The organism is Methylobacter sp. S3L5C, assembly GCF_022788635.1.
Classification (GTDB): domain Bacteria; phylum Pseudomonadota; class Gammaproteobacteria; order Methylococcales; family Methylomonadaceae; genus Methylobacter_C.
This window is the reverse complement of the sequence record NZ_CP076024.1, coordinates 1,921,386-1,939,958: the sequence shown is the minus strand read 5'-3', so window position 1 is coordinate 1,939,958 and position 18,573 is coordinate 1,921,386. Positions and strand designations below refer to the sequence as shown.

The following is an 18,573-nucleotide window of genomic DNA, read 5'->3' as shown; positions in this document are numbered from 1 at the left end:
GGTAGCCCAAAAAACTTAGCTTATTGAGTCAGTGCGGTTGTTCAACTCTGTCTCAAGTTGTAAAAACTTGTTTTCCCAGTAACTGGCTACCTTGATTGCCTCGGTTTTTTCTACCAGCAAGTCATTAAAACGACTATTTAAAACCCTGTTCACTTCAGTTAATTTACTCACTTCTTCAAGCGAAGCGCTAACCCGGTCATCGGCCTCAAATACTTTCAGCATAACTGCATTCTCGGCTTGCAACGCCGCAATAATACCTTGCTGTTCGTTGACAAGAGCATTTTGTTCTTCGCTGCTGTCTTCCGGTTCCGCTTCTATCACGGGAGCCGGTTGAGGTTTTTCCACTTCCGGCTTTTCTGGTGCTATTTCTTTAAGCGCGGTAAGCAAACTCTTTTTACCATCAATAACTTCCATTATCAGTTCTTCGGGCGCTTCCTTAATCAGTTTGTCGGCCATTTGTTGGGTGCGCTGGCCTACCCCCGATTGTTTAGCTCTGGATGCCGCTGTGTCCGCTGGCGTAACCGTGCGTAATTGCAAATTACCTTCGGCCTGTGCATTTGCCCAATTTTGAGATGCTGAAACGATAGCAGCCGACTGCCCTTGCGTTAAATGCCGACGGTGTAAGTTTGATGACAGAATAAACTGGGTAGGGTTGGTACCGGTATATTCAATAACGACAGGTTCCATACCCAGCTCACACAAAGCACGATAACGGTTACCGCCATCAAGAATCATACCGTCAAGCGTGTAAATAGGATGTGTTTGCCCGTTACTCTGAATATCCTCTTTTAGCGCATCAAAATCAGTCGCCCCCATACGCGGAAAATAGGTACAAAGTGGATGTAATTCATAGTGATTGTTCATTCAGTATTCCTTGTTATTGAGCGCTGGCGATTGACTAAAAATTGTCTGTTACCGTTAAAAAAACGGTAACCTGTTACTGACTATTGTAACGTCACCACAACGATAATCACCGGATTCATTTTCAACAACAAAGATAATCCGCTCAATAATAAATGCTTAACCTGGAAGTATGCTGTAGTGTTGACCGTCTGACACACTGTCAAAAACCGGTGTGTCCTTATGTAAAAACAAGCAAATTTTCAGTCCAGCCACATCACAAAAAGACAAAAGCTCTTGGTAAACTACACCCATTCCAAACGATACAGATCCAATCGTCGGTTTGCAAGATTGCGGGCTGCGCCACGAGTACGAACCTGCTTTAGCAGATCCAGATTAACATCGGCAATCAAGGTCATTTCGGTATTAGGTGTGGCTTCCGCTAGTATGGCATCATGCGGAAAGGAAAAATCACTGGGGCTAAAAATAGCCGCTTGGGCATATTGTATGTCCATGTTTTCTGCATAGGGTAAATTACCGACACTGCCGGTAATCGCCACAAAACATTCATTTTCAATGGCTCGGGCCTGCGAGCAATAGCGTACCCGTTGATAGGCGTTTTTGGTATCGGTCCAGAAGGGCACAAAAAGTATTTGCGCCCCCTGCATGGTTGCCAAACGGGCCAGTTCCGGAAATTCAGAATCATAACAGATTAATACGGCAATCTTGCCACAATCGGTATCGAATACTTTTAACGCATCACCCCCTTGAACACCCCAACAACTCACTTCGTCAATAGTGACATGAATTTTATATTGGGCTTCAAAAGTACCATCACGTCTGAGCAGCCATGACACATTATAAAGTTCATGAGAACTGTACTCCGGCATGGATCCGGCAATAATATTAATATTATAAGACATGGCCATTTCCAATAGACCATTGCGAATTTCGCTGGTAAAACCCGCCAAGGCGCGAATGGCATCGGGAGGGTTTTTATCGTTAAACAAGCCCATCAATGGAGCGCTCATATATTCAGGAAAGAGCACAAAATCGGCATGGTAACCTGATACCGCATCAATAAAAAACTCGGCATGCTTAAGCAGTTCTTCGACGCTGGTCAAGGTTCGCATTTGCCATTGCACAACACCTAAACGAATAATGTTTTTGGTACCGCCAATCGAGGGCAATTTATCGACATAATCAAGATTGACCCATTCAAGAAGTGTCGCAAAGCCTTTTGAGTCGGCATCTACCGGAAGATATCCGGTTATTACCTTACGCACATGAAAATCGTTAAGCAGCTGAAATGAAAGTACCGGGTCAAAGATTTCCCTATTCCTGACCTCTTCGATGTAACGTACCGGAGTCAACGTATCGGCGTATTGGGCATAACCGGGAATCCGGCCACCGGCAATAAACCGGCGTAGATTCAAATTCCGGCATAATTCTTTACGCGCGTCATACAAACGTCGGCCCAAGCGTAACCCCCTATAATCCGGATGGACAAAAATATCGACACCATAGAGGGTATCACCATGCGGATCATGATGTGTCAGATAGCCGTCGCCGGTAATTTGCGCATAAGTATGGACATCGCCAAAGCGCGCATAATCAACAATCATGCTTAATGCAGCAGCGACTAACCGGCCATTATCTTCAATGGCAATCTGCCCTTGAGGAAATCGCGTAATTTGTGAAGCATACTGGTCTTGCTTCCAGGCTCCGCCTAAATTACCATAAACATGCTCCATTAAAGCCGCAATATTATCGTAATCGTCAAGCGTTAAATGCCGCAAGAGCAGCTTGTGTTTCTCAATTTTGGTTTTTTTCATTGTTTGGCTGACATAATTTAGTTCTAAAGTAGGGTTTTAGCTGTTTACCAGTGCAAGGCTCTTAAGCGGGAGAACTTTTTTCTTTGATGTTCGTGCATGCGCACCATAACGCTCACTAATGCTCCTATAGCATCAAGAATATAAGGGCCTTTATTCAACATAACGCATTCGGCTCTAACCGCCATGGCCGCATCGGTAAATTCAGGCCTCGACCGTGTACCTTTTTTAGTGATGGATTCAAGTACCTGGGTTGCCCAGATAACAGGAACATGAGCGGCTTCGCATAACCACAGAATCTCTTCCTGAATTTCAGCCAGCCTTGCACTGCCCAACTCTACGGCTAAATCACCTCTGGCAATCATGATGCCAAGATTATGCCTGCCGATTGTTCCCAATATAATATCAGGAAGATTTTTTACTGCGCGATTAGTTTCGATCTTGGCGATTATAGGTAGTTTTGAGGCCTTGCGTTTTGTCAGTTCGGACATCAAACATTCCATATCTGCCAACGTTTCAACAAATGAAAAGCCAACCAAATCGGCATGTACACAAATAAAGTCCAGATCAATTAAATCTTTCTGTGTGAGAGCAGGCAAATTAAACTCGGCTTCAGGAAAATTTATGCCTTTGTCACTTTGTATCCGGACACCACCGGCTTTTGCCACGGTTACACGTAACAACGCACCTTGCTCTGTCACCGCCTCAACAACAGCACCCAGCTTTCCATCATCAATCCAGACTGATTGTCCTACTTTAAGTTTTTCTATTAACGATGACAGCGTACAGCCTATTTGAGCAGGATGAATCAAGATATTTTCATCCTGCTCAGCAGGTTTGCCATTGATATTACCGTTGGTTAACAACAGCAACTGATTTTTAAATACCCTTATATCCAGAGGTTCGCCGGTAAACTCTCCCAAGGTAAACTGATTATCCGAGGTCTGGTTATCAGACTGATGCTTTGTTGTTAGTGTTACCGCACAACCTGGAACAAGATAAGCCGTTTTGTCACAACTCACCAGCCAATCCGTTTCAGAAAGCGCTTTTTCTACTTTCAGGTAACGCGACTTATCCTGATTGGACATAAACCCCAAGTGCATTCCTGGTACCAGTTCGTTATGCAGTAGTTTTGGGATAGGCACTCTAAATAAGGTACTATCAATAGACCGGCTTTCCGGATTGCTTGTTAAAATCAAATACCCAGGTGCCACGACTTTACCCGTTAGATCCTTTTGTACACGAATATGATGAATCGAAGGTCCCAACTCAACAGGCCCGGTGCGAATTTTGTGCCCGGCAAGATCCATAAGAATACGGCAGGAACACCTCGTTTCAATTTCCGCACGACGAATATTTTTTATCATTCCCTCCCAGATAACCGGATCATCATGCGCACAATTAATACGGGCACAGGTCATCCCCTTTTCCAGTAATGAACTGACCAGCAAGTAATCAAGGGAGGCTTCGGTTGGCAGAGTCACCATGACATGTGCTCTACCTTGCTCAGGAGAGGGTCCAAATAAATCGATAGTATGTTGCTTAAGAAGTTGCCGGCCGAGGTTAAAGCCATATTTGCTGGTTTTTTTTTCATCAGGCAAATAATGTTTTTCTGTTGCCCGTTTCAATATATCGATTAGTGAATCCATGGTCGATAATACCGAAGCCTCAGCTCTACCTAACGAAGATAAACCGGCTTGAGCCAGGCGATCTTGTAAATGCCGCAGATCAAATTGCCGCATGGCAAGATAATGCGCAAGATTACCGGCGCTGTCAGAAAAGTAACCGGACTTAAATTTGCCCGTATATTTTTGCAGGCGCTGATTAGCTTTAGTCTCAATTTTTTGGCGTAAATCGACCACTTCGGCAAGTATTTGCTTCAGGATATCTTTGTAGGGATCTAAAATGATTTTTTTTGTAGTTACCATGTCACACCTGATTGTATTACAAAGTAATTTTAGCTGTAACTATCCACTTGGCCTGAATCGCTCTTTATAAAAAGAACCGCCAATATAATCAATAGTTCGCTTTATTGTTGATTATTTGTACTAAAAAAAAATGAAAATTTGATGACAAACAGACTTTTATTACTGATAATGCGGTCATTATAAATGTAGACAAATACCCTGTTACAACTGCTTCGATATCCTTACACTCACAAATCTGTGCTCACTATTGTTCCCGGTCAATTAAACTCTTGAAGTCCTTTGGGCAAAACCTGCACTCTTTTTTCAAAAATTCCCGAACGCACTCCGATAATCGATACTGATAACACAAAACGCAGTGATTTAATCGACGCTGGTAACGACAATAAGCCCAAATTACCAATCGATCAAGGCGATCAAATCGGGCTTTATTTTCCAAAGATCCCAAATATTGCTCAAGGAACAATGCCGCATAAAGATGTCGGGCTTCATTTATCAACGCATCATTATCCATAGTCAATTAACACTTAATTGTTTTCACTATTAACGAAAAGCACCGAGCTAATTTAACAGACTAAGCCTCGAATGAATCGTTAGTATAAATATTGTTTGAACGCTTTCTTGATCAAGATTTTATAACACCATTAAATTGCTAAAATATCAATTTTTAACCAATTTTTATTGATGAACCGTTTAAGTAAGTTTCGTCGTATTGGTGTCGCTATTACTTAACGCTTAATCGACTATGGGACGAGGAGTTACCGTTTCGATTTATGTTGTCTCGATTGCTCATAATTTTTACCATAAATAATTAATTTTTATGGCCTTAGTGTTGCAACTCATGAACAATGAAAGCGCAAAAATATCGCTCATGTTGACTAATTTTACCACAGAGCGTGCAATTAATTATCGAGGTCATTTGTCCTTCCATGCATGTCATCATTTTGTCATGGTCTCATTATATGCTGACAATAATCATACTGTTAATCAAAGGAAAGGATATGAATATTTTAAGGTTAATGAAAGTTGCTGATATTTTTACTGTTGGCAATCTGTGCTGCGGCATCCTTTCAATTTTACTGGCAATTGACGGCCACTTTGATTTGAGTGCCTTGTTGCTGTTTTTAGCCGTGGTGTTTGATGTACTGGATGGGAAAATTGCCGGCCTGCTGCATCAAAAAAATCTTTTTGGTAAACAAATCGATTCCATGTCTGATTTGGTATCTTTTGGCGTTGCTCCTGCCTTGTTGTTTTATTCACTAAGCTCCCCAGGTATTTTAGGCATTATAGTGGCCTTATTTTTTGTCTCCTGTGGGATGCTGAGACTTGCACGCTATAATATTTCTGAAGAAGCAGGTTTCGAAGGGGTACCCATTACCGTAAATGGTGTTTTATTTCCCGCACTTTTTCTGCTTTTTATTGGCGTCCCTGAAAGTTTGAAATATTGGCCATTGGTCTTTTTAATCCAAAGTTTTCTGATGATTTCTTCTTTTAAATTGTCGCGGATATTTTAATTTATTTAAACATTATCAGGCTTACATTTAGTGACTTATCATGAATCCTATTTCGTGTCTCACACTCGGTAATATTGTTATAAAAACAGTAAAACGAAGGAAATTCACATGATTACTGCAAAAGATTTACAACAGCTTGCTGAAGGCCACGAAACACCGCTATTCGTGATAGATCACGACGAATTACGAAGCAATTATACGACTTTTAAAAGCTATCTTCCCCGCGTCCAAGCCTATTACGCAGTCAAAGCAAATCCCGATCCGGCCATAATAAAAACCCTGTTCGACGTGGGTGCCAGTTTCGACGTATCGTCAATGCCCGAATTTATGATGGTCTACGAAAATATCAAGGCTATGCCCGAAAAGGAGCGACATGAATGGATTTGGGATAAAATTATCTATGCCAATCCAATCAAGGCAAATGAGACGCTGATGGCGCTTGACCAATACCAGCCGTTGGTCACTTTTGACAACCTGGAGGAAATCATCAAGATCAGTCAGTTCGCGCCCAACTCCGGAGTTGTGCTTCGGCTCAGGGTTTCCAATGCCGGCGCAATGGTAGAGCTATCATCAAAATTCGGTGCAGAACCTGACGAGGCAGTCGATATCATTTTGGCCGCTGAAAAGGCAGGGCTCAGCGTCGAAGGACTGAGCTTTCATGTTGGTAGCCAAACCACAAATTTTGAGAATTACATACAGGCCCTCAATATTGCGGCACGTATATTCAAGCAGGCTAAAGAACGCGGCTACGACAAGATGAACTTACTCGATATTGGTGGTGGCTTTCCTGCACCCTATGATGCTTCGGTAAAGCCTTTCAGCGAATTGGCAAAGCGGATAAATACTGAACTGGAAAGACTCTTTCCAGTCGATATAAAAATTATTGCCGAGCCGGGAAGATTTATAGTTGCCACCGCTGGGACGGCAGTATCAAAGATCATCGGCAAAGCGATTCGACATGGAAAACTATGTTATTACATTGATGACGGAGTCTATAGCACTTTTTCCGGTATTATTTTTGACCACTGTCAATATCATTTTGACTCTTTCAAAAAAGGATCGACGCAGATTTGCACGGTGTTCGGCCCTACCTGTGACGGACTGGACGTTATTTCAAAAACCGAAGAACTCCCTGGCAACCTGGAGCGTGACGACTTTTTGTATAGTACAAATATCGGTGCCTATAGCGGCGCGACAGCAACTTACTTTAATGGCTTTGCACCCGCCAAAGTAGTTCACATTAACCGCTAACCTACTTTACATCTTTTATTCACTACGAAGACACCAGGCTTTATTTTTTATACATTTTCAGTTAGATAGTTTCTATTTCGAAAAATACTATCCCTTGAAAGACATCGATATCTACAAAAGTCTTACTGCTCCTTCTCCAAAGGGAGAAGGTTGGGATGAGAGAAGCGTAACTGATTGATTTTATTATCCTAACCCCAGCCATCTAATGTGGCTACACTAAACCATTCACATTTTCTAAAATAACCTAAAATACAGGAAATGTGTCGAAAATGAATCAAGAAAAACCAAAAGTAAAAGTATGGGCGTATTAAAACTGGGCGACATTAGTATGGATGGCACCAAAATCAAAGCCAATGCAAACAGGCGGCAGAAATCGCAGAGTTAAACCGACAAGGAGAACAGACTTTTTGTTTTACTAGAGCCGATGAGTAGCCAAGATATAAAGGTTTTCTTTGTCCAGTCAATTTATATAATCGATGCTGAATAAGTAAATACCCTTGATTCATAAATAATCAGACCGCTAACCATGCGGTTTTTTTATGCCTGAATTGTTGACAGTTGTTGCTGTGTTTTATGGCTTTTTATTTTCAATTGTCACGTGGAGGAATTTCAGACATAAAAAAAGCACTTCGACTAATCGTAAGTGCTTGATTTATTTTATCTTTGGTGGTGGGTCGTGCGCGATTCGAACGCGCGACCATCGCATTAAAAGTGCGGTGCTCTACCGGCTGAGCTAACGACCCAACAAAGATTGCCTATTATAGAGATAATTTTATATCTTGCAAGACTTTTTTTAACTATTTCTGTATCGTGTTGGATCAACTATACCTGCTTCCATAAAACCAGCTTTTCTTAAGCGACAAGCGTCGCACACACCACAAGCCAAACCTTGTTTATCAGCCGAGTAACAGGAAACGGTACGTTGATAATTTACGCCCAAGGCAACGCCCTGCTTTATAATTTCTGCCTTACTGAGAGCAATCAACGGCGTATGTATGGTGAAATGCCCGCCTTCTACTCCGGCTTTAGTCGCCAAATTGGCTAATTGCTGAAAAGCTTTAATAAATTCCGGCCGACAATCGGGGTAACCGGAATAATCAACGGCATTAACACCGATAAAAATATCTCGCAGATTTAACACTTCTGCCCAACCGAGAGCCAAGGATAGGAAGATAGTATTTCTTGCCGGCACATAAGTCACAGGTATACCTTCCTGTAGCGTATCAGGTACGGCGATATGTTCATCAGTTAATGCCGAGCCGCCGATGGAGTCCAGTCCCAGTTTAATAATTTTATGATCTTCAACCTGATAATCCAAGGCGATCTGTGCAGCGGCTGCCAACTCGGCATTATGCCTTTGCCCATAATCAAAACTTAAGGCGTAACAGGCATATCCCTGCTGCTTTGCGAGTGCGAGGACGGTAATCGAATCTAGTCCCCCTGATAGAAGAATTATGGCTTTTTTTTGCATGAGTATTTATTTACCTTGGGCATCATCCCAAAGTAGCTTATGTAATTGGATTTGAAATCTAACAGGCAACCGATCCCGAAGAATTTTTTCGGCAAGTTCGGTTGGATTTTGCTGCCCCATAACGGGTGAAAATAATATGTCACAACGACCAGGCAGCTTATATTCAGCTAAAGCAGCTTTTGACCAGTCATAGTCTTCATCACTGCCAATCACAAACTTAATTTGATCTTTAGCGTTAAGAAAAGCAATGTTTTGATAAAGATTTTTACTTAATTCACCTGAGCCGGGCGTTTTAAGATCCATAACTTTAACCGCTCGCGAATCTACCCCAGATACATCAATCGCACCACTGGTTTCCAGGGAAACAATAAAGCCTTTATCAAGCAATTGGGTAATTAACTCAAGACAGGCTGGTTGAGCCAGAGGCTCACCGCCTGTTACGGTAATATATTGCGTTTCAAATTGCTCAGCCTGAGCAATTATTTCCGTAATTTTTACTTTTTTACCACCAGTAAAAGCATAAGCGGTATCACAATACACACATCGTAACGGGCAACCGGTGAGCCTGATAAATACAGTGGGTATGCCAACTGTATTTGACTCACCCTGAAGAGAATAAAAAATTTCAGTGATTCGAAGTGAGCTCACGGTCAATTTTTAACGTCATTAAGCTTAAGCAGTTTTTTTGCTGCCAGTAACGCTGCCGGTGACTTGGGATAATCCGTAGTAACACGAGTTAAATACTCACGCGCTTTTGCCGAATTTTTTAGTTCTATTTCCAGGTAACCCAATTTTAATAGTGCATCCGGTACTTTTGCACCATTGGGATACTTTTCAATAACACCATTAAATGCCTTGCGTGCTGCGTCATTATCCTGTTTAACGCGATATGCTTCGCCCAACCAATATTGCGCATTATTGGCATAGAGTCCGGATGGATACTTGCTTAAATAGCTATTAAACTGCGCTATAGACTGATCGGTATGTCCATTTCTAAGCTCGTCATAGGCTTGATAATACTCCTGCTTTTCAGGGCCTGAAACTTGTACACCATCAGACTTTGGCTGGGGAGCCTGATTCTCTGCTGCAGGCGCACTGGCTGATGCCGGCTTATTGGCAGGAACCGGCTCAGTCGCTGGTACAGGTTCTGCTGCGGAAGAATCACTTGGTTTAGCCTCCGTATCACCTGCACCCACCGCTTCCGGAGTGCCTTCAGCAGCCGGCTGATCAACGCCATTACCTTTATTTTCAATACCTTGCAAGCGTTCGTCAAAATCAGAATACATGGTACTCTGATGCTTTTTCAACTCTTCAATACGGTAAGCCTGCTCATCTACCTTGCCGGTAAGTCGCTGCACTTCAGCTTGCATTTGTTCCAGTCGCCCCATCAATTCATACAAAGCATTTGTTGACGGCGCATTGGCAGAAGCGGGCGCCGGAGTTGCCGATGCCGGATACAATGAATGGTCAACAACAGGCGGCAATTCTGCATAAACACTACTGCAAGCAGACAGCAGCATAATAAGGCTTACTTTTTTCATTTAGTAATCTACTTAGGTTGGTAAACTATCTCAACACGACGATTTTGCTCCCAGGCAGACTCATCGCTACCAAAAGCTACCGGCTTTTCTTCACCATAACTGACAATGTTCAGCTGATTATCAGAAACACCTTTAATTTTCATCATGCTGGATACCGACTTTGCACGCTGCTCACCCAGTGCAATATTGTACTCACGAGAGCCACGTTCGTCGCCATTACCTTCCAAGGTTATTTTTTGACCCGGATTGGCAATCAAATATTGCGCGTGAGCTGCAATAACCGGAATAAAATCAGGCATAACTTCACTACTATCCAACATAAAATAGACAGTACGCTTGGACAAAGGGTTATTAGGATCATTAAATTCGGGGCCCAAAGTACTGGCATAATCACCGTTACCTGACATGCCATTCATACCCGAACCATTAAGCTCTGAACCATTCATACCAGAACCTTTGTTTAAACCACTGGTTGAAGCGTCGTTAATGCCACTGGTTTCATTTAGACTACCGTCAGTAAGACTGGTGTCTTTTTCATCAGTGTCACTACAAGCCGATAACATTAGAGTACTAATAGCCAAGGCCAATAGTGTTTTATTTAATCTCATTTTCAATTCCCAAAGTAATTACAAACTATAAAATAACTGTGTTTCAGCCCCAAAAACTAAGGGGCCCAAGCAGGCTCACGAACTTCACCACTATTAAAGACCAACTTTTGTTGCATCTTACCATCTAATGACACTGCAGATAAGAATCCTGTACGGCCTTTTTTTGAAGCATACAGGATCATGCTGCCATTTGGCGCAAAACTGGGGGATTCATCTGATCGGCCACCTGTTAATACATTAATAGATCGGCTTGCCAGATCCATAACAGCAATACGATAGTCATTACCATTGCCGTGCACCATCACCAGACTTTTACCGTCCGGCGAGAAACTGGCTTTGGCATTATAATTACCAGAAAAAGTCAGTCTCTTTTCCTGTCCGCCCTGACTGGAGACGCTATAAATTTGTGGACTACCACCTCTGTCAGAGGTAAAAACAATGCTACTGCCATCAGGTGACCAGCTTGGCTCGGTATCAATAGAAAAACTTTTGGTTAGCTTGGTTAATGATCGTGTTGACAGATTTAAAACAAAAATATCGGGACTACCATCTTTGGATAAAGTTAAAGCTAATCTTGAACCATCAGGTGACCAGGATGGCGCCCCATTAATACCTGGAAATTCAGCTACGCGAACTCTCTCACCAGTGGCCAATGTCTGCACATAAATGGCCGCTGATTTTCTCTCAAAAGAGACATAAGCCACTTTTTTGCCATCGGGCGACCAGGACGGAGACATTAACGGCTCAATTGATGACGCGACGGTTTGAGGATTAAAGCCATCTGCATCAGCAACTTGAAGCTGTTGCGATTGTTGCTTGGTACCTTGATTATTGGTGGTGATATAAGCAATACGACCGCTGAAAACGCCTTTTTTGCCCGTTAATTTTTCAAAAATAAGGTCACTGATATGATGGGCGGTTCTACGTAAATCAGCTGCCGAAGAGGTCATTTTGTAACCTAATAACTGCCCGGATTTATAGACATCAAACAATTGAAATTGAACGTTATATTGACCGCTACCGCCAGCAACAACCTGCCCGATTACCAGATAATTCTGATTTACAGCCTGCCAATCTTTAAAATTAACCTCTGCTGCCGTACTCGGCCTGCCAGGCATGCCTTGCTCGCTCATCATTTTAAAATAACCGCTACGCTCCAGGTCGGCATTGACGACAGCACTAATATTTACCGGCGCACCCTGTGAGGCAAAAGGAACGACTGCAACAGGCACAGCACTTTCAACACCTTCAGTAATTTCAATGGTCAGTGGCGCTGCATAACCAATTGGTAAATTAAAACCAAACAGCACAATTAATAAACTTCTTCTAAAAAAATTCACGCTCACCTCTATATCTGAACTCAAAAAAACCGATGTCATTATCACACTCAACAACTTAATGAGTTGACATCTGGATACGGTAAATTACCTGAAAAACAACCCAATCTTCTATCTTAAAAACCAACAGTTGTAATATCAGCCCTTTAATTATTTTGGATTAAACAAAAACTGAAACGATCTAAATTCTCTGGAAAATAGCTCTTTATCTTTCGGCACAGGTAGCGGCGATGCTTTGTTAACCGCATTTTCTGCTGACCTGTCAAAAATCTCATCGCCACTACTGGAAACAACTTCGGCATCTATCACGGTACCATCAGACATTAATCTAACCCGGATTGTGCACTTTAAACCCTCCGTAGCAGATATGGGCCGAATCCAGCTTCGATTTACTTTTTGCTGGATGGCAAGTTTTGCCTGTGCAGCTTCTGTCGCTGACGCAGATGCTTTGGCTTTTGCAGCTTCAGCCTTGGCTTGCACAGCAGCTTGTGCGGCCGCCTCAGCCTTTGCTTGTGCAGCTGCCTCGGCTTTTGCTTGTGCAGCAGCTTCGGCTTCGGCTTTCGCCTGCTTGGCGGCCTCCGCTTTCGCTTGTGCAGCTGCTTCTGCTTTTGCTTGTGCAGCAGCTTCTGCTTTAGCCTGTTTGGCAGCCTCAGCCTTCGCTTGAGAAGCGGCTTCGGCTTTGGCCTGTGCCGCAGCTTCTGCTTTAGCCTGTTTGGCAGCCTCAGCCTTCGCTTGAGAAGCGGCTTCGGCTTTGGCCTGTGCCGCAGCTTCTGCTTTAGCCTGTTTGGCAGCCTCAGCCTTCGCTTGAGAAGCGGCTTCGGCTTTGGCCTGTGCCGCAGCTTCTGCTTTAGCCTGTTTGGCAGCCTCAGCCTTCGCTTGAGAAGCGGCTTCGGCTTTGGCCTGTGCCGCAGCTTCTGCTTTAGCCTGTTTGGCAGCCTCAGCCTTGGCTTGAGAAGCGGCCTCGGCTTTGGCTTGTGCAGCAGCTTCCGCTTTCGCCTGCTTGGCTTCATCGGCTCTGGCTTGTTCGGCCGCTTCCGCTTTTGCCTGCTTGGCAGCCTCAGCCTTGGCTTGTGCAGCAGCTTCCGCTTTCGCCTGCTTGGCTTCATCGGCTCTGGCTTGTTCGGCCGCTTCCGCTTTTGCCTGCTTGGCTGCATCAGCTCTGGCTTGTTCGGCCGCTTCCGCTTTCGCCTGCTTGGCAGCATCAGCTCTGGCCTGTTCGGCCGCTTCCGCTTTCGCCTGCTTGGCAGCATCAGCTCTGGCCTGTTCGGCCGCTTCCGCTTTCGCCTGTTTGGCAGCATCGGCTTTGGCTTGTTCGGCGGCTTCCGCTTTTGCCTGTTTAGCTGCATCGGCTTTGGCCTGTTCGGCGGCTTCCGCTTTCGCCTGTTTAGCCGCATCGGCTTTGGCTTGTTCGGCGGCTTCTGCTTTGGCTTGTTCGGCGGCTTCTGCTTTCGCTTGTTTGGCTGCATCGGCTTTCGCCTGTTTGGCAGCATCAGCTCTGGCTTGTTCGGCGGCGTCCGCTTTTGCCTGCTTGGCCGCATCGGCTTTGGCTTGTTCGGCGGCGTCCGCTTTCGCCTGCTTGGCCGCATCCGCTTTGGCTTGTTCCGCAGCGTCCGCTTTCGCCTGCTTGGAAGCATCAGCTTTGGCTTGTTCGGCGGCATCCGCTTTCGCCTGCTTGGCAGCATCAGCTCTGGCTTGTTCAGCCGCTTCCGCTTTCGCCTGCTTGGCAGCATCGGCTTTGGCTTGTTCGGCCGCATCCGCTTTGGCTTGTTCGGCGGCATCCGCTTTCGCCTGCTTGGCCGCATCGGTTTTGGCTTGTTCGGCCGCTTCGGCTTTCGCCTGTTCGGCTGCGTCCGCTTTGGCTTGTTCGGCAGCATCCGCTTTGGCTTGTTCAGCAGCTTCCGCTTTCGCCTGTTTGGCCGCATCGGCTTTGGCTTGTTCTGCTACAGCAGTTTTTTCTTTCGATTCTACAGCCTCAAGTTGTTCTTTTGGAGCTGGTTTTTTTGCCTCTTTGGCATTTTTTATGGCCGCCGCTTCTTCCTGCAAACTAGCCGTATCAATCATTGTCGCGTGGATAATTTCCGAGACAGGCTTAGGTTCTTCTTTTACTTCCGGCTTGTATAATGCACTTAATACAAATAGACCCAGAAGCGTAAAATGTAAAACCAGTGCCAGTAAAAATGGCCATGTAAATCTTTTTTGCTTATCCATTTAAATCTATTTTTCTTCCGGCTTGGTCATTAACCCCACAGTAGGTACACCGGCATTTTTTAATGCCGCCATCACTGTAACTACCGTGCCATAACTCACACCTTTATCCGCATTAATCAGTACTTGGGTTTTTGGTTTATTAATCAATATCGCAGCTACCCGGGAATTTATCTCTTCAGGTAATACAGGCTCATCATCCTGACTATCAGACTTGATATAAAACTGGCCCTGTTCTTTAATTGAAATAACAATAGGCGGATTATTGCCTTCGCCTTCCGACTCTACCGTTTTGGATTCAGCTTGCGGAAGATCAACTTCTACACCGGTCTGCAACATGGGAGTCGTAATCATAAAAATAATAAGCAATACCAAGGTTACGTCAATGTAGGGAACCACATTGATTTCTGCCATTGGTTTTCTGCGTCCGTGTTTCCTGCTCATTTGCTATGCGCCTGTCTTTGCAACAGCACGACAAATTCTTCAACAAACAATTCATAACGGCCTGTCAGCCTGTCCAATCGGGTAGAAAACCGGTTATAAGCGACTACTGCAGGTATCGCGGCAAACAAACCAATAGCTGTTGCAATCAACGCTTCGGCGATACCTGGTGCGACCTGCGCCAGTGTCGCTTGCTTAACACTGCCGAGCGACATGAAAGAATTCATAATTCCCCATACCGTACCAAATAAACCGACATAAGGACTGGTAGATCCGACCGTAGCAAGAAAAGCCAAATGTTCGTCCAATCGATCCAGTTCACGTGATAATTCGATACGCATAACTCGTTGCGCACTTTCGACTTGCACTGCCGGTTCAACATTACCGGTTTGGCGCATCCGCGAAAATTCTTTATATCCAGCCAAAAATATCTTCTCTATACCTTCTGGCTCAAAATCCTTTGCGGCCAGTTTTCTATAAAGATCGGCCAAGGCAACTCCTGACCAAAACTGTTCTTCAAACTCGTCAGTAATGCCAATCGCCTGATTAAGCTCCTTGCGTTTGGAAAAGATAAACGTCCATGATGCCAGTGATGCTATTAACAGCAACACCATGACAAATTGAACAACAAAACTGGCTTCTTTGATTAAATGGAAAATGGATAAATCAGTGTTCATTCTTTAACAGCTCTAGTAAGTTTTCAGGAATTGCTTTAGGACGCATGCTTTTAGCGTCCAAACAGGCGATACGAATGATGCCTTTACATAAAACATCATCACCTCGTGTAATCAGTTGTTCAAAAATCAGGCTGGCTTTTTTAACGATAGTTACCTCTGTACTCACCTGGATTTGTTCATTAAATCGGGCAGAATGCAGATAATCAATCTGCACGGAACGAACAACAAAAATAATGCTGTCATTGACCATGAGCTCGTCCTGCTCATAACCCATTGCCCTGAGCATTTCTGTTCTTGCCCGTTCAAAAAAATTGAGATAATTAGCGTGATACACCACGCCACCGGCATCAGTGTCTTCATAATAAACACGGATTGGCCAGATAAATTTTTTAATGTGCATGGTTGACGATTAATGTGCAAAGATTGGGTTGCTCAGAATGCATACTTTACACGGTAAAGACATGCAGGGCGTATCCTGGATTAATCCAGAAAATCACCAAGATCACCTGTTTGTTTCGGTAGCGGCAAGCCAAAATGCAAATAAGCATTCCGGGTAACAACACGTCCACGGGGTGTCCGCATAATAAACCCTTGTTGCAACAAATACGGCTCCAGGACATCTTCAATAGTGCCACGTTCTTCACTGATAGCCGCTGCCAACGTATCAAGACCTACCGGACCACCGTCAAAATTTTCAATCATCGTCATCAGTAACTTACGATCTAATGCGTCAAAGCCGTTACTATCCACTCTCAACATGTCCAGAGCCTGAATGGATACTTGTTCGGTAATGCTGCCATTACCTTTTACTTCAGCATAGTCACGCACCCGGCGCAATAATCGATTGGCAATTCTGGGCGTACCGCGAGAACGGCGAGCAATCTCATAAGCGCCCTTTTCTTCCATGGTAATACCCAAAACTTTGGCTGAACGTATGGCAATACTGGCCAACTCATCAACTGCGTAAAATTCGAGTCGTTGCACAATGCCAAAGCGATCACGTAACGGCGAAGTCAGCAAACCAGCGCGGGTCGTTGCACCAACCAGCGTAAAAGGCGGTAAGTCCAGCTTGATTGAGCGGGCAGCAGGCCCTTCGCCAATCATAAGATCCAGCTGATAATCTTCCATAGCCGGATATAAAATTTCTTCAACTGCCGGGCTTAAGCGATGAATTTCATCAATAAATAACACGTCATGAGGCTCAAGATTAGTCAGCAAAGCGGCAAGATCACCCGCCTTATCCAATACAGGCCCTGAAGTTTGACGAATTTTAACACACATTTCCGCTGCGATGATATTGGCTAGCGTTGTTTTACCTAATCCTGGCGGGCCAAAAATCAATACATGATCCAAAGCTTCCTTTCTGGCCGTTGCGGCCTGAATAAAAATCTCCATTTGCGCGCATAATTCTTTCTGTCCGATGTACTCAGTCAGACGCTTGGGGCGAATGGCGCGATCTTGCCGTTCTTCATCAGTATTGCCGCGAGCCGTTATCAGTCGATCACTTTCAATCATCTCAGCGCACCTTGCAGTGCCAGCCTGATAATATCTTCACAGCTTTTACCTTCAATGCTAATGTTTTGCACCATTTTACTTGCATCAAGAGGCTTATAGCCCAAGGAACACAGAGCACTCACTGCTTCCTGTTTTGGATTGCCGATTACTGATTGAGTCATACCGGCTTTATCAGTATTAACTATCGCTGAGTCGCTTAAATCCGGTAATTTATCACGCATTTCAACAACCAGGCGTTCTGCTGTTTTTTTACCGACACCGGGCAAGCGCACCAAGGCCAACGTATCGTTATCATTAATGCAGCGATGAAATTCTTCCGCACTCTGTCCTGATAAAATCGTTAAGGCCAGCTTGGGGCCGACACCATTTACCTTAATTAGCGTTCTAAATAACGTGCGATCCGCTTCGTTAGAAAAGCCGAATAAAATATGCGCATCTTCGCGGACGACCAGATGGGTATGTAACTTTATTTCTTCGTTAATGGCAGGCAAGTCATAAAAAGTCGTCATCGGTGCCTCTACTTCATAGCCAACACCTTGCACATCCAAAACTAAAAAAGGCGGTGCTTTATGAACCAATATACCGCGTAAAAAACCGATCATCTCGACACACCTTGCTTGGCAAGCATGATTGCCGTTTGCTGATAATTGGCATGACAAATTGCGATGCCCAAGGCATCACTGGCATCCAACGATAATTCGCCTTGGACATTTAACAACATTTTTACCATGTGTTGAACCTGAATTTTGTCGGCAGCGCCTTTCCCTACCACCGCTTGTTTGACTTGACGCGCAGCATATTCAAATACCGGTATCACTTTGGTTTGCACCGCACAGATTGCAGCGCCACGTGCCTGCCCCAGCTTAAGTGCCGAATCTGCATTTTTGTGCATAAAGACTTGTTCTATGGCCATTTGATCAGGCTGATAGTTATCAACAATTTCCAAGATTCCGTCAAAAATTTGTTTGAGCCGATCCGGAAAATAATCCGCTTTAATCCGAATACTACCACTGGCTATATACTTATAGCCACGTGACGATTCTTCTATAATTCCGTATCCGGTTAATCTTGAACCGGGATCTATCCCTAAAATTCTCATTAAATAAAATCACAAGCCTGTTTAACTTCTGTCAAAGTGTGGCGTTTAGACGAAGTTTGTTTAATCGTCTGCATATGTAAATAATCTAAATAATCTGCCAGTTTTTCAGGTTCTGATAACAGTGCTTTAATTGACTGGTATTCTTCAAAATCAATGGCTGCAAATTTAGCTTGCCCATGTTCTTCAATAATTTGTACATGCTCTAACATAGCTACCTCTTTTGATAAGCCTGTTTCCGTTGCAGGATGTCTATAATATCAATAATTTTCAAGTCATCCTCTCAATCAAATAAAACCCGATAATTCCCTACACGCATT

The 18,573-nt window shown here is 44.1% G+C and carries 19 protein-coding genes and 1 tRNA gene; 3 read left to right on the top strand and 17 right to left on the bottom strand.

The window, feature by feature from the left end; genetic code table 11:
- Positions 1-15 precede the first annotated feature (15 nt).
- The 3 genes from KKZ03_RS08840 to KKZ03_RS08830 form a co-directional block, all read right to left on the bottom strand.
- A complete protein-coding gene (locus KKZ03_RS08840; protein ID WP_243221130.1) occupies positions 16-864 on the bottom strand; it encodes a hypothetical protein in 849 nt (282 codons plus the stop codon).
- 281 nt (positions 865-1,145) lie between these two features.
- Positions 1,146-2,675 (bottom strand): bifunctional GNAT family N-acetyltransferase/carbon-nitrogen hydrolase family protein, encoded by a 1,530-nt coding sequence (locus KKZ03_RS08835; RefSeq protein WP_243221129.1) that lies wholly within the window; start codon positions 2,673-2,675, stop codon positions 1,146-1,148.
- Positions 2,676-2,719: 44 nt separating this feature from the next.
- Positions 2,720-4,600 (bottom strand): pyruvate kinase, encoded by a 1,881-nt coding sequence (locus tag KKZ03_RS08830; protein ID WP_243221128.1) that lies wholly within the window; start codon positions 4,598-4,600, stop codon positions 2,720-2,722.
- 279 nt (positions 4,601-4,879) lie between these two features.
- On the opposite strand from KKZ03_RS08830, the gene KKZ03_RS08825 reads away from it, so the two are divergent.
- From KKZ03_RS08825 to KKZ03_RS08815, 3 genes are all read left to right on the top strand, one after another.
- The gene (locus KKZ03_RS08825; protein ID WP_243221127.1) at positions 4,880-5,113 is read left to right on the top strand and encodes a hypothetical protein; all 234 of its coding nucleotides are present in this window, start codon (positions 4,880-4,882) and stop codon (positions 5,111-5,113) included.
- 485 nt (positions 5,114-5,598) lie between these two features.
- Positions 5,599-6,111, top strand: coding sequence for a CDP-diacylglycerol--serine O-phosphatidyltransferase (pssA, locus tag KKZ03_RS08820; protein WP_243221126.1), 513 nt, complete (start codon positions 5,599-5,601; stop codon positions 6,109-6,111).
- A gap of 108 nt (positions 6,112-6,219) precedes the next feature.
- Entirely contained in the window at positions 6,220-7,362 is a 1,143-nt protein-coding gene (locus KKZ03_RS08815) for a type III PLP-dependent enzyme (RefSeq protein WP_243221125.1), read from the top strand.
- A 667-nt stretch (positions 7,363-8,029) separates the two neighbouring features.
- Here KKZ03_RS08815 and KKZ03_RS08810 read toward each other — a convergent pair.
- From KKZ03_RS08810 to KKZ03_RS08745, 14 genes are all read right to left on the bottom strand, one after another.
- Positions 8,030-8,105 (bottom strand) — tRNA-Lys (locus tag KKZ03_RS08810).
- Positions 8,106-8,155: 50 nt separating this feature from the next.
- Complete coding sequence (gene queC, locus KKZ03_RS08805; protein ID WP_243221124.1) at positions 8,156-8,833, bottom strand: 7-cyano-7-deazaguanine synthase QueC; 678 nt, start codon at positions 8,831-8,833, stop codon at positions 8,156-8,158.
- A gap of 6 nt (positions 8,834-8,839) precedes the next feature.
- Positions 8,840-9,481 (bottom strand): 7-carboxy-7-deazaguanine synthase QueE, encoded by a 642-nt coding sequence (gene queE, locus KKZ03_RS08800; RefSeq protein ID WP_243221123.1) that lies wholly within the window; start codon positions 9,479-9,481, stop codon positions 8,840-8,842.
- A gap of 2 nt (positions 9,482-9,483) precedes the next feature.
- A complete protein-coding gene (gene ybgF, locus KKZ03_RS08795) occupies positions 9,484-10,374 on the bottom strand; it encodes a tol-pal system protein YbgF (RefSeq protein WP_243221122.1) in 891 nt (296 codons plus the stop codon).
- Positions 10,375-10,382: 8 nt separating this feature from the next.
- On the bottom strand, positions 10,383-10,982 hold the full coding sequence (gene pal, locus KKZ03_RS08790; protein WP_243221121.1) for a peptidoglycan-associated lipoprotein Pal: 600 nt from the start codon (positions 10,980-10,982) through the stop codon (positions 10,383-10,385).
- A gap of 56 nt (positions 10,983-11,038) precedes the next feature.
- Positions 11,039-12,322 carry a Tol-Pal system beta propeller repeat protein TolB gene (gene tolB / locus KKZ03_RS08785; protein ID WP_243221120.1) on the bottom strand — a complete coding sequence of 428 codons (1,284 nt, stop codon included), beginning with the start codon at positions 12,320-12,322 and terminating at the stop codon, positions 11,039-11,041.
- 147 nt (positions 12,323-12,469) lie between these two features.
- On the bottom strand, positions 12,470-14,527 hold the full coding sequence (gene tolA, locus KKZ03_RS08780; protein ID WP_243221119.1) for a cell envelope integrity protein TolA: 2,058 nt from the start codon (positions 14,525-14,527) through the stop codon (positions 12,470-12,472).
- A gap of 6 nt (positions 14,528-14,533) precedes the next feature.
- Positions 14,534-14,968 (bottom strand): protein TolR, encoded by a 435-nt coding sequence (tolR, locus tag KKZ03_RS08775; RefSeq protein WP_243221118.1) that lies wholly within the window; start codon positions 14,966-14,968, stop codon positions 14,534-14,536.
- Positions 14,965-15,642 carry a protein TolQ gene (tolQ, locus tag KKZ03_RS08770; protein WP_243221117.1) on the bottom strand — a complete coding sequence of 226 codons (678 nt, stop codon included), beginning with the start codon at positions 15,640-15,642 and terminating at the stop codon, positions 14,965-14,967. The genes tolR and tolQ overlap by 4 nt, the downstream gene beginning before the upstream one ends.
- Entirely contained in the window at positions 15,632-16,036 is a 405-nt protein-coding gene (ybgC, locus tag KKZ03_RS08765; protein ID WP_243221578.1) for a tol-pal system-associated acyl-CoA thioesterase, read from the bottom strand. Before ybgC ends, tolQ begins: the two co-directional genes overlap by 11 nt.
- An 86-nt stretch (positions 16,037-16,122) precedes the next feature.
- On the bottom strand, positions 16,123-17,157 hold the full coding sequence (gene ruvB, locus KKZ03_RS08760) for a Holliday junction branch migration DNA helicase RuvB (protein ID WP_371744875.1): 1,035 nt from the start codon (positions 17,155-17,157) through the stop codon (positions 16,123-16,125).
- Positions 17,154-17,759 carry a Holliday junction branch migration protein RuvA gene (gene ruvA / locus KKZ03_RS08755; protein ID WP_243221116.1) on the bottom strand — a complete coding sequence of 202 codons (606 nt, stop codon included), beginning with the start codon at positions 17,757-17,759 and terminating at the stop codon, positions 17,154-17,156. Before ruvA ends, ruvB begins: the two co-directional genes overlap by 4 nt.
- Positions 17,756-18,256, bottom strand: a complete 501-nt coding sequence (gene ruvC, locus KKZ03_RS08750) for a crossover junction endodeoxyribonuclease RuvC (protein ID WP_243221115.1) — start codon at positions 18,254-18,256, stop codon at positions 17,756-17,758. Before ruvC ends, ruvA begins: the two co-directional genes overlap by 4 nt.
- Positions 18,256-18,465: a hypothetical protein gene (locus tag KKZ03_RS08745; RefSeq protein ID WP_243221114.1), complete on the bottom strand. Its 210-nt coding sequence runs from the start codon at positions 18,463-18,465 to the stop codon at positions 18,256-18,258. The genes ruvC and KKZ03_RS08745 overlap by 1 nt, the downstream gene beginning before the upstream one ends.
- Positions 18,466-18,573: the final 108 nt, after the last annotated feature.

Coding starts and splice junctions, on each gene's coding strand:
- KKZ03_RS08840 (WP_243221130.1), bottom strand. CDS start 864: ATGAACAATCACTATGAATTACATCCACTTTGTACCTATTTTCCGCGT.
- KKZ03_RS08835 (WP_243221129.1), bottom strand. CDS start 2,675: ATGAAAAAAACCAAAATTGAGAAACACAAGCTGCTCTTGCGGCATTTA.
- KKZ03_RS08830 (WP_243221128.1), bottom strand. CDS start 4,600: ATGGTAACTACAAAAAAAATCATTTTAGATCCCTACAAAGATATCCTG.
- pssA (WP_243221126.1), top strand. CDS start 5,599: ATGAATATTTTAAGGTTAATGAAAGTTGCTGATATTTTTACTGTTGGC.
- KKZ03_RS08815 (WP_243221125.1), top strand. CDS start 6,220: ATGATTACTGCAAAAGATTTACAACAGCTTGCTGAAGGCCACGAAACA.
- queC (WP_243221124.1), bottom strand. CDS start 8,833: ATGCAAAAAAAAGCCATAATTCTTCTATCAGGGGGACTAGATTCGATT.
- ybgF (WP_243221122.1), bottom strand. CDS start 10,374: ATGAAAAAAGTAAGCCTTATTATGCTGCTGTCTGCTTGCAGTAGTGTT.
- pal (WP_243221121.1), bottom strand. CDS start 10,982: ATGAGATTAAATAAAACACTATTGGCCTTGGCTATTAGTACTCTAATG.
- tolA (WP_243221119.1), bottom strand. CDS start 14,527: ATGGATAAGCAAAAAAGATTTACATGGCCATTTTTACTGGCACTGGTT.
- tolR (WP_243221118.1), bottom strand. CDS start 14,968: ATGAGCAGGAAACACGGACGCAGAAAACCAATGGCAGAAATCAATGTG.
- tolQ (WP_243221117.1), bottom strand. CDS start 15,642: ATGAACACTGATTTATCCATTTTCCATTTAATCAAAGAAGCCAGTTTT.
- ruvB (WP_371744875.1), bottom strand. CDS start 17,157: ATGATTGAAAGTGATCGACTGATAACGGCTCGCGGCAATACTGATGAA.
- ruvA (WP_243221116.1), bottom strand. CDS start 17,759: ATGATCGGTTTTTTACGCGGTATATTGGTTCATAAAGCACCGCCTTTT.
- ruvC (WP_243221115.1), bottom strand. CDS start 18,256: ATGAGAATTTTAGGGATAGATCCCGGTTCAAGATTAACCGGATACGGA.
- KKZ03_RS08745 (WP_243221114.1), bottom strand. CDS start 18,465: ATGTTAGAGCATGTACAAATTATTGAAGAACATGGGCAAGCTAAATTT.